Here is a 12,710-nt window from a genome sequence, read left to right as displayed (position 1 = left end):
CTGGATGTGCGTGCACGATGCCGGCAGCTCCCACATCGCGTCAACCTGAAAGCCCGCCGTCATGGTTCGACAGCGGGCGCGGCAGTGCGATGCTCAACGCCGAACACGCGCTGCTGATGCCGATGATCGTGCGCGCCACCGGCAGCAACAGTTGTCTGGTGCTGCCCAGCGCCGCCGCGGCCGAGTGCGCGCCGGCCACGCTGATGCGCAACGAGGTGCGGATGTGGTGCGATGCGCGTGGCTGGCATCGTGCCGGCCGGGAGGAGGGAGTGGACAGCCCGTTGCCGCTGGCGCGCAGCATTGATCTGTTGCTGGCCAGCCATGTGCTGTCGGCGTCGGAGGATGCGGCGCTGCGGATGAGCGAAATCGCGCGTCTGATGGTGCCGGGCGGGGTCGTGCTGATCGTTGAGTTCAGTCCGTACTCGCCGTATCGCTGGCATTGGCACGGACATGTTCCGGCACCGTTGCCATTGTCGCGCTGTACCGAGCTGGCCGCTGCCGCCGGGCTTGAAGTGACGGCCACTTACGCGCTCAGCCCCGGCATTTCGCAGCAGCGCCCCGGCTTGCTGGCGCGGCGTGGCTGGCGACCAATGTCGTGGTTGCCGCTGCCGGCCTATGTGGTGCGTGCCAGAAAGCATGCAGCGGGTCTTACCCCGGTCGGCCCGATCGTGCCGGTCGGCTTTTCATTGGAGTATCCACAGGCATGAAAAACGAATCGGACCTTTCCACGCAGCAGGCAGCAGCGACGGAGCAGGTTCTGATCCACACCGACGGCGCCTGTCTGGGCAATCCCGGCCCCGGCGGCTGGGGCGCGCTGTTGCAGTTTCGCGGGCGCGAGCGTGAACTGTCCGGCGGCGAGCCGGATACCACCAACAACCGCATGGAGCTGATGGCCGCGATCATGGCGCTGGAGGCGTTGAGCCGTCCCTGCCAGGTGCGCCTGCGCACCGATTCGCAGTATGTGCGCCAGGGCATCACCGAATGGATGCCGCGCTGGATCGCACGTGGCTGGCGCACCGCCGGTGGCGGCCAGGTCAAGAACCAGGATCTGTGGCGGCGCCTGCAGCAGGCCGCCGCCGCACACACGATCCAGTGGGAATGGGTGCGCGGCCATGCCGGTGATCCGGGCAACGAGCATGTGGATGGACTGGCGCGTGCCGCCGCCGAGGCGATGCGTGCACGGCCGCCGCTGGCGGCATCATGAGACAACAGGATTCGGCCGTGTCGGTCGGGTGCGCAGCGACGCAGGTGAAGCAATGAGACAGATAGTTCTGGATACCGAAACCACCGGCCTGGAAGTGAAGGCCGGCAACCGGGTGATCGAAATCGGCTGCGTCGAACTGCTCGAACGCCGCCCCAGCGGGCGTAACTTCCACCGCTATCTGAATCCGGACCGCGACAGCGAGCCTGGCGCGCTGCGGGTGCACGGGCTGACCACCGAATTCCTGTCCGAACAGCCCCGTTTCGATGAGGTTGTGGACGAGTTCCTGGACTTCATTGATGGCGCGGAGCTGGTGATCCACAACGCGCCCTTCGACCTGGCCTTCCTCGATGCCGAACTGGAGCGCTGCACGCCCGGCCGCGGCCGCACTCTGGATCACGCTGCCGGCGTGGTCGATACCCTGGTGATGGCGCGTGAAATGTTCCCGGGCCAGCGTGTGACGCTGGATGCGCTGTGCCGGCGCTTCGACGTGGACGCCAGCCACCGCGAATTGCACGGCGCGCTGCTGGACGCCGGCCTGCTGCTGGATGTCTATCTGGCGCTGACTTCGGGCCAGTACGACCTGGCGCTGGGCAGCAACGAACCCGATCTCTCGCAGCGCGTGGTGCGCAGCCTTGACGTGGCAGCCTTGCAGGTGCGCGTGGTGCAGGCCAGCAGCGCTGAACAGGCCTTGCACGACGCGCGTCTGGCAGCGCTGGAAAAGGCCTCCGGCGTGCGGCTGTGGCCAGGCACGGCGGCCGGTTGAGGCGCAGGCCGGTATGCTCCGCAGCAGCAAAAAACCGACCGAACAGGTCCCCGGCTACCGCATCCTGCGGCTTCTGGGTGAAGGCGCCACCGGCGTGGTCTATCACGCGATCCAGGACGGCACCGATCGCGAAGTGGCGCTGAAGCTGTTCCAGCTGCCCGACAGCCCGGACGATCCGGGTTTCCGCGACGAGGTCGAGCACGAACGCCGTATCGCCGCCATGCTGCGCCACCGCAACCTGGCGCGCCTGCATGCCGCCGGCGAGCACGGTGGACGCCACTGGCTGGCCTGGGAATACCTTTCCGGCGACACGCTGTCAGCCCGCATCGCGCGCGGCATGGCGCCGGCGGCGGTGCTGGATGTGTTGCGCGACGTGATCCGCGGCCTGGCACACGCGCATGAACGCGGCATCGTGCACGGCGATGTGAAGCCGGGAAACATCCTGTTTCGTGCCTCGAATGAAGCCGTACTGGTGGATTTCGGTGTCGCCGGCGTCGGCCGCCCCGGAGATGGCCGGGCGCTGGTCCACGGCGGCACGCCCGATTACATGAGCCCGGAACAGGCCGGCGGCGAAGCGATCGACGCACGTTCGGATTACTACAGCCTGGGCGTGGTGCTGCACGAAATGCTGACCGGGCGGCTGCCGTTCCCGTCCGAACCGCAGGAATCGGTTGCACGGCGTGACCGCCAGCCACCGGCCCTGCCGCCTCAGCGGCAATGGTTGCAGCCGTTGCTGGATGCGCTGCTGGCGCCGGAGCCTCAGGACCGGCCCGGCAGTGCTGCGGAACTGCTGGAACTGCTGGCCTCGCTGTGCGCCGCCGCGCCGGAAGCGGCCGGCATCGGCCAGCGTGCCGGCCGCAGCGAAATCGCCGATGCACCGTTGACCATTCGCGGCCTGCCGCAAACCCGCCGCAGCTGGCGGCGTCCGCTGGTGTTCGCGGCGCTGGCCGCGCTGCTGCTCGTGCTGGTGGTGATGCTGATCCGCTGAGGCGCAAGCCTGACCGGTTTCTTCGCAGTGATATGTGCCGGTTCAGGCACTTGCTGAGTCGGTCGCGCCATCCGGCAGCGGCGCACCCTGTGCATCGAACAGCGCCCGTTGCGCGGTGAACAGGTCGGCCTCGACGAATCCACCCAGGCCCACACCCGCGAGCCGGTAGCGCGTGCTGTCCGGCAACTCGACCCGCTCGTGCAGCGCCCACGCGATCGCGGCCAGATCCTGCGCGCTGGCCGGTGGCAAAGGCAGCGTCTGACTGCGCGTCAGGATGCGGAAGTTCGCGGTCTTGAGCTTCAGCACCACGGTGCGCGCGATGCGGCCCGGCTCGCGTCGGCGTTCGGCCAGATAGCTGGCCCAGGTCTTGTGCGCCAGTTGCCGCACCGCGGGTCCGAGTTCGGCCAGCGGCAGATCCTGCGCGAAGGTGTCTTCCGAGGAAATCTGCAAGGTCGGGCGGCGCGGCTGCACCGGCTGCTCGTCGATGCCGTGCGCCAGCTCGTGCAGGCGCCGTCCCCAGCGCCCGAACAGCTGTTCCAGCCGTGCCGCCTCCAGCTCGCGCAACTGGCCCACGGTTTCCACGCCCAGCGCGGACAGGCGCGAACGCATCACCTTGCCCACGCCCGGGAGCTTTCCTGTCGGCAACGGCGCGAGGAAGACATCGACCATCGAGGGCCGGATCACGAACAGCCCATCGGGCTTGTTCCAGTCCGAGGCGATCTTGGCCAGGAACTTGTTCGGCGCCACGCCGGCCGATGCGGTCAGCCCGGTTTCCTCGCGGATCGCCTGCCGGATCGCCTCGGCCGTGGCGGTGGCCGAGGGCAGGGCGGTGAAGCTGCGGGTCACGTCCAGATAAGCCTCGTCCAGCGACAGCGGCTCGATCAGATCGGTATGCCGCGCGAAGATCGCGCGTACCTGGCGCGAGACCGTCTTGTAGCGCGGGAAATCCGGCGGCACGAACACCGCCTGCGGGCACAGCCGCTCGGCGGTCATCGCCGGCATCGCCGAACGCACCCCGAAACGCCGCGCCTCGTAACTGGCCGCACACACCACCGAACGCGCCCCGCGCCACGCCACCACCACCGGCCGCCCGCGCAATTCCGGCGCATCGCGCTGCTCCACGGAGGCGTAGAACGCATCCATGTCCACATGCAGGATCTTTCGTGGCGCGGCGGGCATTGCTTCGGATCGGAACAGGGCTGCGTCATGGTAGCCGGGCGGCATTGCAAGCGGCATGAAGCCCCTTGCACGAGCCGTGCAGCCTGCACGGATCCCACAGGTGAATGGTTGGCAAAGTGTTGATTTTAAAGGGAGTATGGGGTTGGCACGGAATGTGGAACAACATCCCCGGCTTCAGAGCGAAGCTGATCCATCCATCCCCAAGGAGTAGACCATGAACATCAAGATCACCCGCCCGCTGACTGCCGCCTTTCTCGGTACCGCCCTGGTGTTCTCGGCCGGTGCCTTCGCCAACGACCCGCCGCAGCAGCGTGATTCGCTCGAATCCGAACAGCCCGGCACCGACACCTGGATCACCACCAAGGTGAAGGCCGACCTGCTCGTGACCGACGGCGTGGAAGGCACCAAGATCAACGTCTCCACCACCAATGGCGTGGTGACGCTGGCCGGCGTGCTGGATGACGCCACCCAGGTGAACAAGGCCATCGAAGTGGCACGCGGCATTGAAGGCGTCGTCAGCGTCGACAGCCGCGCCCTGACCAGCCGCTGAGGTGACGACATGAACGAAGACATCTTCCAGGGCAAATGGAAACAGCTCTCCGGCAAGGTCAAGGCCCAATGGGGCCGGCTGACCGACGATGACCTCAGCGTGGCCGAGGGCAACCGCAAATACCTCGTCGGCAAGGTGCAGGAACGCTACGGCATGGCCAAGGACGAAGCCGAAGAGCAGGTCCGCAGCTTCGAACGCAACCTGCACTGACGCCCATCACCCCGCGAAGCGGGAGCATGCACGAACCTCCCGCCTTCGCAGCAACAAAACAACACGATTCAGCCCTGCAACAGGAAAAACGCGGCCTCGGCCGCGTTTTTCTTTGCCCGTTATCGCGGAAGTCGTCTCTGGAGCCGCGTGGTGCGGGCGGCAGGTCGCAAAAGATCACCCAACAACCCCGGTGCTGATGGATTCCAGATAGTCGATGGCGTCCTCGGTGCGGCCTGCCTGCACTACTTGCAGCAAGGTCTTGTGGCGGAACGCAGGGATCGGTCGTTCTTGACCAGGAAAATCGCCCGCTGCGGATCAGGCTGGATCGACGTTGCCGCCGATAGCACCCGCATCAGGTCACGCAACGCGGCCTGCAACCTCGGCGACTCCGGATGTGTGCGCACGGTGTTGCGATGCACGCCTGCGAATTCGGCCAGATCCTGCTGCTGCAAGCCCAGCACCTGCGCCATCGTGGAAGCGGAAAAGCGCGATGTCCCCGGCTCCCTCGTGGCTTCGATTACGTCTGCAAAGACGGTGGACATGGCAGGCTCCAACCGTCAATCTCTCGAACATTTTGTGCACAGTTATTGCCTAGTTTAAGTCAACCTGATTAGCCCTGTGACTCAGCTACAAAAAGCCCCTCTCCCGCCGGGAGAGGGGTTGGGGTGAGGGTTCGGGCCGAGCATATAGGTGAACTCGCAAACCTCTGTTATGGCCGAACCCTCATCCGGCCCTGCGGGCCACCTTCTCCCGGGGGGAGAAGGAAAAGTCAGCTGAGCGATGGGGCTAATCAGGTAAGTCAATGGCAATGCGGGCGTCTTGGGGCGTTGAGAGGGCTATGTGCCTGACAGATCACGAAGAAGCATCCCTTTGCCAACACGTCCACATTGCACCACCCCACCACGCGGCGTAAGCTCGAACCATCGAAACACGCTAGACGAATCAACAACATGAGCATCACTAATCTCGAACGCGAAGTTCTGGAAATGCCCGCCGCCGACCGTGCGCGGCTGGTGCAGAAAGTGCTGATCAGCCTTGAGAACCTGCCGCAGGACGAACTGGATACGCTGTGGCTGGATGAAGCCGAGCGCCGTGCTGCCGACATCGACAGCGGCAAGGTCGTGCTGGTATCGGCTGATGAGGTCGCACACAAGGCGCGGGCGTTGTTGAAGAAGTGACGTACTTCTTCCATCCGGCGGCGGAGGCCGAACACCTCGAGACGCTGGCTTTCTACCTCTCACGCCAGACATCCGGACTGCCCGAGGCGTATCTGGCGGATTTCGAGGCTGCCATGGCGCATGTTGTCAAAACACCTCTGCGCTACCGGATCGAACGCAAACCGGACATCCGCCGGTACGCGCTGGCTCGATTTCCGTATGCCGTCATCTATCGCGTAAAGAATGGAGATGTCCATATTCTGGCGGTGGCGCACAAGCGTCGTCGGCCCGATTACTGGACGGGAAGGCTGTAAGACCGCATTGCCTTGACTGCAGCGTACCCGGAGCGTCTGCTCGCCCAAGGCCGACGATCAGCGCTCCGTAATCATTGCATCACCCCGCCACGCGGCGTAAGCTCGAACCGCCAGCGCGCAAGGCGCTGGCCGGGGGTGAGAGCCCGAATCCGAAGGCGCGCAAGCGCCCATCGTCCGATGCCGGCGCTTTTTTGTGTCCGGCACAGCGGCGATGGCCGCGCGTCCGTCCAGTCAATGGCGGACGGCGCGCGGGAGCCGCAAGGCTCGCCGCCCCTTCGGACGGTCTCTCAACCGCGCGTCGTTCGCCACCCTGGTGGCGAATGTCTGGCGGACACAACGGGAGCACCGTGATGAACCGATCCGAGCAGCACCTGGACCAGCGCGATCAACTGCAAACCGCGCTTTACCAACTACAGGCCGAAGTGGGCCTGATCCTCGACCTGGTCAACGCCTTGCCGCCGCAGCCGGTGCAGATTGGTAGCGCGAATCTGGCTGGGGTGTTGGATGGGTTTGTGGGGCGGTTGGAGAAGGTCAGGGAATTGGCTAGTCATCATGACCTAGGGGCTTAATTGTCCCTGGCACATTTTTCGAGAATCATGATTTTGCTCGATAAGAATCAATAGCCTCACGCATAAGCTCAGAGCAGTCAGGCTTGGAGTCGGAGGACATATCGGGAATGATCATGTCGCTGTTCGCTCTTTTTAAAACAGGAACAACAATGGTAGATCGTGTAGCGTTGAGGTCAAACTCGTCAAGGCGAACCGCATAAGTCGCATTAATCTGTCCGACGTCTACCACTGAAGCCTGAACATCGTAACTGAATTTCCCATAAATTCCATGAGCTTCACGTTTTATAAGTGATGGGACCTGCTTGAAGTTCCAGTGTTTGATTTCACTGGTTTGTGGGAATTTCCCCACATCTGATCCAATAAGCCCATGTGCAACCAGGCAAGAGCTGGAGAGCTTGGTCGTCTGCCAGTCATCTCCGACAAAATCCACTACAAGATTCAGGGATGCCCCATCTGTGCGGCCAATAACGTCCAGCACGCTTTTAGGCAGGGTGTGACACTTTGCGCCATCTTTCTGAACAAAGCAAAAGGGCATTCCCCCGTCTTTCAATGAGTTCCAGAAGCGACTGTCTCTGCATTGCGTTGAGACCAGTTGCATGCTGGGTTGGTTGTTGCCTCTAATAAGATAGCGGCCAGTAAAACACCTGTCGCCTGAAATAAATCTTCCAGCCTCACGCTCGGCCGCATTGGGTTTCAAAGAAATTGAATCATTCGATATAGACTCTATCAGGCCCAGCGCTGAAGATATCCAGGCAGGGTCTGTCTCAATGACCACATCCATCAATAAGTGGTCTGATAAGAATTCCAACTCGCCATCCGGGACACGGACTGATACCACTTTTGCATTCAGTGCGGCATGAGGGTAGCCCTCAAACGCACGGCGCATGATGTCCTCAGCCGACTCTTTCTGTGCCCTTGTCCGCTGTAGCTCTGCAAAAACTGATTGTCCATCGACATCAGCGCCGCTGCCACGAACTTCGGCAATGAAGTTCTCGATTCGACTTTCGGAGATGATGATTCGAGCTTCCAGCCATGTGCCGTTCGCATCGGTGCCCGAATCAAGCGACTCGAACTTCTCCACATAGCCGTTCATGGTGGAAAGAACACGATCCATGACGATGGCATCGTCCTCGATCTTTCGATCAGCAACGATCAACTGCTGTGTCACCTGCTGGGTTGCCTGCCGAATGGCGTCAAGGCGAGCCGCCTCTAATGTTTCTCCACTTCCCCGAACAACAACTTCGGCTGTTTGCTGGGCATGAGCATCAGGCACCAAGGGTGAGCATGCCAGTGCGAGAAAAAGACACAGGATTGATATCCGAGATTTGAACACAGGCTTGGTATTGATATCCATCAGTATGAGTTACCAGTCTTTCTGTTCGGTTTTTCGGACGTGGCTCTTTACCGCACTTCCTGTACCCACTTCACCATCCATGAGTGCAGGGTGAGCCGGTTTCCCGTCATTTGAGATGGCTTCGCGAACAGAACTGGCAGCCCGCATTGTTTTGTTACTGAATCCAACTTTGACCCAGACTTCGCTAGTACTGGCCTCATACCCCTCCTCAAGTCTGATGACCCCGCGCAATGTGCCCTTGGCATAGGAGGACGTGAATTCGCTGAGAGACGAAATCATTTTGCTAGCGGTTTCCGTTGAGTAATTCACTGGGCCGCCATTCTGAGATTGTGCACTGGTGTTTTCAATGTCTGAGGAGACCTCGGAAGTCAAGGTTTCAGTGGCTACAGTCTGCTCCAGGAATTTGATGATGGCAGCCTTCGCCTTTTCTTCAGCAATGACCTTCGCATTCCTGATCCCGCGGGTGTTGGGTACAGAGACAGGCTGTGTGTAACCCGAATAAATGCGGCTGAAGTCTCCATCGTCACTCCATTCAATGACGACACCATCGATTCCTGCGCGCCAGGCTGTGCCGCCGTTATTTTGAGCTTCTATTTCTCCGGCATGAATTGAGAAGGACATGAGCAGCGAGGATGCAGCAACAGAAATTTTAATTGACTTAGTAGCTTTCATGGATACCTCATGGTTGTTTTCAGTAAGCGAATTGACTGGTAATTCAGGAGGCTATTCAGATCATATGTCTTTAGTGATTGATCTCTTGCGCAGAGCGATCCCACGCACTCACAACTAAACTATTGGAATCCATATGAAAGCATTCCGTAATTTGTTGAAATTGACACTTCGGCAGGATCACAGTCCCCTGCTGAGAACTTGATTTGCATGGACTGCCCGAACTTTAGTTTTGTAGGTAGCTTCTCTACCTGCCAGGCTGGTAGTTTGCAATTGCCTCTGTTCACAACCACATCCCTTATCTCTATCTGATCGGCTGCTGACGAAATTTTCAGATAAGTGATGTCAAAGTAATATGGGCGGCCATTGACGTTGCTACCTCCTATTTGCTCGCTCGCGCTCCAGGTGGATAGTTTTAGAAGGTTTTCATTGCCAGGGTATTGTGTTTTATCCTGACCGCTATCTTTTTTGATGATTTGCGGGTGTGCGGCTGCCAGTGATTGACAGAATCTACCATCATCGCGTCCAAGTTCTTTGACGTTTCTGTCGAATTCACTTAAGCCAAATTTAATAATCTCCTTGACCCTTTTTTCAGTGAACTCCTTCATGCACTCTTTGGATATGTTGTTTATTTCTTCATCATAGGGTTTGAACTTACATTCAAGTTGAGCCCTCATAAGAAGGGCATAAGTGGCTAGTATGTTCTCACACCGGGTTGGCACCTCGCCATTTTCTGGCGTCAATGCGTTCCCTTGAGGCATCCAGCTTATTAATAGGATAAGTGCACCTGATTAGCCCCATCCCTCAGCCAGCCGTCTCAGGATCTGAGACGCCGCTGCGAGACGATGCCCCCGCCGAACACGCAGGAGGAGGGACATGGGCATCAATATCATGCAGTTCCAACACGGGTTGTCGATGAACGAGTTCATCCAACGCTATGGCACCGAGGCCAAGTGCTACCGGGCCTTGTATCAGTGGCGTTGGCCGCAGGGGTTTCGTTGCCCGAAGTGCGAGGGCCGAACCCGATCGCGCTTCCGGCGTGGAACGACGGTGTACTACCAATGCCGCGCCTGTCGCCATCAGACCACGCTGACCAGCGGCACTTTGCTCGCCTCCACCCGATTGCCGCTGACCACGTGGTTCCAGGCGATCTACCTGCTCACCACGACCAAGACCAACATGGCAGCGCTGGAGCTCATGCGTCACCTGGGGGTGAACTACAAGGCCGCCTGGCGGCTCAAGCACAAGATCATGCAGGCCATGTTGGAGCGGGAAGAACCCAGGAAACTCAAGGGTTTCGTACAGATCGACGACGCCTACCTGGGCGGTGAGCGCAACGGTGGCAAGCCCGGGCGCGGATCGGAGAACAAGCAGCCCTTCCTCATCGCCGTACAGACGGACGAGAACCTGGAATACCCCGTCTTCGCCGTGATCGAACCTGTGAAGGCGTTCGACAACGCGTCGCTCCGGGACTGGATCGAGCGCCGGCTGGAACCGGAATGCGAGGTCTATACCGATGGCCTGGCCTGTTTCCGGCAACTGGAAGAAGCCGGGCACGCACACACCACATTGGTCACCGGCGGTGGTCGCGCCGCGACGCAGGCCAAAGGCGCGTGTTGGGCGAATGTGGTGCTGGCCAACGCCAAGCGTGCCATCAGCGGCGTGTACCACGCGGTGCGTCAGGCCAAGTACGCGCGTCGCTACCTGGCCGAAGCTGCGTATCGCTTCAACCGCAGATTCCGCCTGCGCGACATGCTGCCACGGCTGGCGACGGCGCTGACGCGCTGCAAGCCTTGTCCGGAGCGGGTTCTGCGCTTGGCGAACAACTTTCATGGCTGAGGGATGGGGCTAATCAGGTAAGTGCAAAAGACAGAGGTGCATGGATTCTCATAATGAAACCGCCTAGTAATTTTGGTTCTATGATACGGGAAGCTCATCGAATTTTATGGGTTGGTATGCTTCCTGTGCAAATTAATTACTCCTGGCATATTTTCACAAACTCAGGCAGAAGTGGGTCTTATCCTCGACTCGATCAATGCCTTGCCACCGCAACCGGTGCAGATTGGCAGTGCGAATCTGGCTGAGGTGTTGGATGGGTTTGTGCGGCGGCTGGAAAAGGTCAGGTAATTGGCTAGTCATCATGGCCGAGACTGGTAATTATCCCTGGTACATTTCCCGTAATTTTTCCGTGTCTCCTTTGGTGTCATTGAATGAATTTAAGTTGCTTAGTTGGGCGGGCGAGGTGTTTCGTCAGAATAAAACCCAAATCCAATTCTCGCTATATCTATGCTTCTTCCGTGGCACATGATTTCCACCCTAAGCGAGGCACCAGGAACAATTGTTACACCCATTGGGAACTCCCCCCGCCCAGCGCCTCTCATTATATTTCCTTGCCCATCAAAGCAGAAATACTTTAGTGATCCTGACGGGATGTTGTGTTGAGTGTCATTGCGAATAGTGCACTCAGGGATGTCGTGCCAACTCCTGCTACAGTCATAAATGGAAATTCCAAGAGTGGTGTATGCTTGAGGAACAATGATCTCAAAGTCATTTCCTGTAATTGAATCCAGGACACTATCGCAAGCGGAAATGGAAATTGAAATGGTGGCGGCCATTATTATGGTGGCTAATTTCCCGGTGATAGAGGTTGAACTCCTTCTTTCAAGTGATACCGAGGGGTTATCTTTAGAATTGCCCATGTTGTTATCCGGCTTTGGTGGTGATGGTGATGGTGATTCAGTGCTTATCGGTGGGGTGAGTGACGGAGTGCAGATGAGTGCTGGGAATGGAGTCTTGAGCTGCTCAGGTATCGGCGCCAATGCCTCCGTACATGCTGGGGTTCCAATAGGTGCTATTGCTGGCCCAAGCGTCTTGACCGGTTCCAACAGTTGAGGCGGCGGCTGGTTATGAACCGCTGCCGGAAACCGAATCCCGAGTTCAGTTGCTGCCGCTGACAGCCTGCGCCACGTTTCCCATCCCGGAATCCACACCAGGTCGCTCGGCAATACCTCTCCGCGCTCCAGTGCTGCCTGCAAGCCGGCCACGTCCCACTCGCCGGTTTTCGCCTTGTCCCGTGCGGTTGCGATCTTCATTTTTTCCCCTGTTCCGCTTTCGATCCTGGCTTGATCGCCTGTAGTTGAGATCCGGTGATCGGTTCTAGATGAATGATAAAGCCGATTTTTGACTATCCCAAGACGGACTCTAGCGTTGCCTGCCTGATCAGGCAAGGCCCATGTCTCCGTCCACTTATCACGACGACTATCAGCGTCTGCTGGCTGTGCTCAAGGCGTTGCGCCGAGAAGCCGGGCTGACGCAGGCCGAGTTGGGTGCGCGGTTGGGGAATACGCAAACTTTTGTGTCGAAGTTCGAGCGTGGTGAACGGCGGTTGGATATCACCGAGTTCGTCGATATCTGCGAGGCGTTGGGGGTGGAATCGCTGGTGGCGTTTGCGCGGTATCTGGAGGCGCGGCAGCGCGGTTGACTGTGCTGTGGTTGTGGCTTCTGGGTGCATTGCCGGCGGGCGGTTTGCACTTGATGTGCACGATTCAAGGGTTGCCGGCGATGCCGGCTTCTCTTTTTTCTGCATGGGTGAGCAGGGCTGTCGTGTGGCTCATTCCTGAGTGGGTGAGGGCTGATGGGCATGCAGGTGCGTCAGCCGGGGCGTGGGTTGGCAGGAGGCTGCGGGCTGAGTTTGCGGTTCAGTCTTTGGGGAAAGTTTTGTTGTTGGGTTCGGCTCGTACCCTCATCCGGCGC

17 protein-coding genes are annotated in these 12,710 nt (G+C 59.6%); 12 read left to right on the top strand and 5 right to left on the bottom strand.

Annotation, left to right across the window (positions count from 1 at the left end; all coding sequences use genetic code 11):
• Positions 1-17: 17 nt before the first annotated feature.
• The 4 genes from WDB66_RS09785 to WDB66_RS09770 are packed head-to-tail and all read left to right on the top strand — an operon-like array spanning position 18 to position 2,955.
• Complete coding sequence (locus tag WDB66_RS09785) at positions 18-707, top strand: class I SAM-dependent methyltransferase (protein WP_339398386.1); 690 nt, start codon at positions 18-20, stop codon at positions 705-707.
• Positions 704-1,204 (top strand): ribonuclease HI, encoded by a 501-nt coding sequence (gene rnhA, locus WDB66_RS09780; protein WP_339398385.1) that lies wholly within the window; start codon positions 704-706, stop codon positions 1,202-1,204. The genes WDB66_RS09785 and rnhA overlap by 4 nt, the downstream gene beginning before the upstream one ends.
• Before the next feature lie 52 nt (positions 1,205-1,256).
• Positions 1,257-1,967: a DNA polymerase III subunit epsilon gene (dnaQ, locus tag WDB66_RS09775; protein ID WP_339398384.1), complete on the top strand. Its 711-nt coding sequence runs from the start codon at positions 1,257-1,259 to the stop codon at positions 1,965-1,967.
• A gap of 13 nt (positions 1,968-1,980) precedes the next feature.
• Complete coding sequence (locus WDB66_RS09770; RefSeq protein WP_339398383.1) at positions 1,981-2,955, top strand: serine/threonine-protein kinase; 975 nt, start codon at positions 1,981-1,983, stop codon at positions 2,953-2,955.
• Between the two features lie 42 nt (positions 2,956-2,997).
• Here WDB66_RS09770 and dinB read toward each other — a convergent pair whose 3' ends face one another.
• Positions 2,998-4,134, bottom strand: a complete 1,137-nt coding sequence (gene dinB / locus WDB66_RS09765) for a DNA polymerase IV (protein WP_339398382.1) — start codon at positions 4,132-4,134, stop codon at positions 2,998-3,000.
• A gap of 214 nt (positions 4,135-4,348) precedes the next feature.
• On the opposite strand from dinB, the gene WDB66_RS09760 reads away from it, so the two are divergent.
• Complete coding sequence (locus tag WDB66_RS09760; RefSeq protein ID WP_339398381.1) at positions 4,349-4,684, top strand: BON domain-containing protein; 336 nt, start codon at positions 4,349-4,351, stop codon at positions 4,682-4,684.
• A 9-nt stretch (positions 4,685-4,693) separates the two neighbouring features.
• A complete protein-coding gene (locus tag WDB66_RS09755; protein WP_339398379.1) occupies positions 4,694-4,894 on the top strand; it encodes a CsbD family protein in 201 nt (66 codons plus the stop codon).
• A 242-nt stretch (positions 4,895-5,136) separates the two neighbouring features.
• Here WDB66_RS09755 and WDB66_RS09750 read toward each other — a convergent pair whose 3' ends face one another.
• Entirely contained in the window at positions 5,137-5,364 is a 228-nt protein-coding gene (locus WDB66_RS09750; protein ID WP_339398378.1) for a helix-turn-helix domain-containing protein, read from the bottom strand.
• A gap of 480 nt (positions 5,365-5,844) precedes the next feature.
• Here WDB66_RS09750 and WDB66_RS09745 point away from each other — a divergent pair, with 480 nt between their 5' ends.
• From WDB66_RS09745 to WDB66_RS09735, 3 genes are all read left to right on the top strand, one after another.
• The gene (locus tag WDB66_RS09745; RefSeq protein ID WP_339398377.1) at positions 5,845-6,072 is read left to right on the top strand and encodes an addiction module protein; all 228 of its coding nucleotides are present in this window, start codon (positions 5,845-5,847) and stop codon (positions 6,070-6,072) included.
• Entirely contained in the window at positions 6,069-6,365 is a 297-nt protein-coding gene (locus tag WDB66_RS09740; protein WP_339398375.1) for a type II toxin-antitoxin system RelE/ParE family toxin, read from the top strand. Before WDB66_RS09745 ends, WDB66_RS09740 begins: the two co-directional genes overlap by 4 nt.
• A 350-nt stretch (positions 6,366-6,715) precedes the next feature.
• Complete coding sequence (locus tag WDB66_RS09735) at positions 6,716-6,934, top strand: hypothetical protein (protein ID WP_339398374.1); 219 nt, start codon at positions 6,716-6,718, stop codon at positions 6,932-6,934.
• Positions 6,935-6,959: 25 nt separating this feature from the next.
• Here the strand turns inward: WDB66_RS09735 and WDB66_RS09730 are convergent, their stop codons facing one another.
• The 3 genes from WDB66_RS09730 to WDB66_RS09720 all read right to left on the bottom strand — a co-directional run bounded on the left by WDB66_RS09730 (position 6,960) and on the right by WDB66_RS09720 (position 9,700).
• Positions 6,960-8,288: a hypothetical protein gene (locus WDB66_RS09730; protein WP_339398373.1), complete on the bottom strand. Its 1,329-nt coding sequence runs from the start codon at positions 8,286-8,288 to the stop codon at positions 6,960-6,962.
• Positions 8,289-8,297: 9 nt separating this feature from the next.
• Entirely contained in the window at positions 8,298-8,960 is a 663-nt protein-coding gene (locus WDB66_RS09725) for a hypothetical protein (protein WP_339398372.1), read from the bottom strand.
• 119 nt (positions 8,961-9,079) lie between these two features.
• Positions 9,080-9,700, bottom strand: coding sequence for a hypothetical protein (locus tag WDB66_RS09720; RefSeq protein WP_339398371.1), 621 nt, complete (start codon positions 9,698-9,700; stop codon positions 9,080-9,082).
• A gap of 133 nt (positions 9,701-9,833) precedes the next feature.
• On the opposite strand from WDB66_RS09720, the gene WDB66_RS09715 reads away from it, so the two are divergent.
• The 3 genes from WDB66_RS09715 (at position 9,834) to WDB66_RS09705 (ending at position 12,438) form a co-directional block, all read left to right on the top strand.
• Positions 9,834-10,796 (top strand): IS1595 family transposase, encoded by a 963-nt coding sequence (locus WDB66_RS09715; RefSeq protein WP_339398368.1) that lies wholly within the window; start codon positions 9,834-9,836, stop codon positions 10,794-10,796.
• A 750-nt stretch (positions 10,797-11,546) separates the two neighbouring features.
• Positions 11,547-11,849, top strand: a complete 303-nt coding sequence (locus tag WDB66_RS09710; RefSeq protein ID WP_339398367.1) for a hypothetical protein — start codon at positions 11,547-11,549, stop codon at positions 11,847-11,849.
• Positions 11,850-12,189: 340 nt separating this feature from the next.
• The gene (locus tag WDB66_RS09705) at positions 12,190-12,438 is read left to right on the top strand and encodes a helix-turn-helix domain-containing protein (RefSeq protein ID WP_339398366.1); all 249 of its coding nucleotides are present in this window, start codon (positions 12,190-12,192) and stop codon (positions 12,436-12,438) included.
• Positions 12,439-12,710: the final 272 nt, after the last annotated feature.

Source organism: Denitratimonas organivorans, assembly GCF_037478135.1.
Lineage (GTDB): Bacteria > Pseudomonadota > Gammaproteobacteria > Xanthomonadales > Xanthomonadaceae > Denitratimonas.
This window is presented reverse-complemented; position numbering and strand designations above follow the sequence as displayed.

Bases quoted from the DNA above. Each gene is read 5' to 3' on its own strand.
- WDB66_RS09730 (WP_339398373.1), bottom strand. From the start codon at position 8,288: ATGGATATCAATACCAAGCCTGTGTTCAAATCTCGGATATCAATCCTG.
- WDB66_RS09770 (WP_339398383.1), top strand. From the start codon at position 1,981: ATGCTCCGCAGCAGCAAAAAACCGACCGAACAGGTCCCCGGCTACCGC.
- WDB66_RS09760 (WP_339398381.1), top strand. From the start codon at position 4,349: ATGAACATCAAGATCACCCGCCCGCTGACTGCCGCCTTTCTCGGTACC.
- WDB66_RS09715 (WP_339398368.1), top strand. From the start codon at position 9,834: ATGGGCATCAATATCATGCAGTTCCAACACGGGTTGTCGATGAACGAG.
- WDB66_RS09745 (WP_339398377.1), top strand. From the start codon at position 5,845: ATGAGCATCACTAATCTCGAACGCGAAGTTCTGGAAATGCCCGCCGCC.
- WDB66_RS09735 (WP_339398374.1), top strand. From the start codon at position 6,716: ATGAACCGATCCGAGCAGCACCTGGACCAGCGCGATCAACTGCAAACC.
- dinB (WP_339398382.1), bottom strand. From the start codon at position 4,134: ATGCCCGCCGCGCCACGAAAGATCCTGCATGTGGACATGGATGCGTTC.
- rnhA (WP_339398385.1), top strand. From the start codon at position 704: ATGAAAAACGAATCGGACCTTTCCACGCAGCAGGCAGCAGCGACGGAG.
- WDB66_RS09725 (WP_339398372.1), bottom strand. From the start codon at position 8,960: ATGAAAGCTACTAAGTCAATTAAAATTTCTGTTGCTGCATCCTCGCTG.
- WDB66_RS09710 (WP_339398367.1), top strand. From the start codon at position 11,547: ATGGAAATTGAAATGGTGGCGGCCATTATTATGGTGGCTAATTTCCCG.
- WDB66_RS09785 (WP_339398386.1), top strand. From the start codon at position 18: ATGCCGGCAGCTCCCACATCGCGTCAACCTGAAAGCCCGCCGTCATGG.
- WDB66_RS09755 (WP_339398379.1), top strand. From the start codon at position 4,694: ATGAACGAAGACATCTTCCAGGGCAAATGGAAACAGCTCTCCGGCAAG.
- dnaQ (WP_339398384.1), top strand. From the start codon at position 1,257: ATGAGACAGATAGTTCTGGATACCGAAACCACCGGCCTGGAAGTGAAG.
- WDB66_RS09705 (WP_339398366.1), top strand. From the start codon at position 12,190: ATGTCTCCGTCCACTTATCACGACGACTATCAGCGTCTGCTGGCTGTG.
- WDB66_RS09750 (WP_339398378.1), bottom strand. From the start codon at position 5,364: ATGGCGCAGGTGCTGGGCTTGCAGCAGCAGGATCTGGCCGAATTCGCA.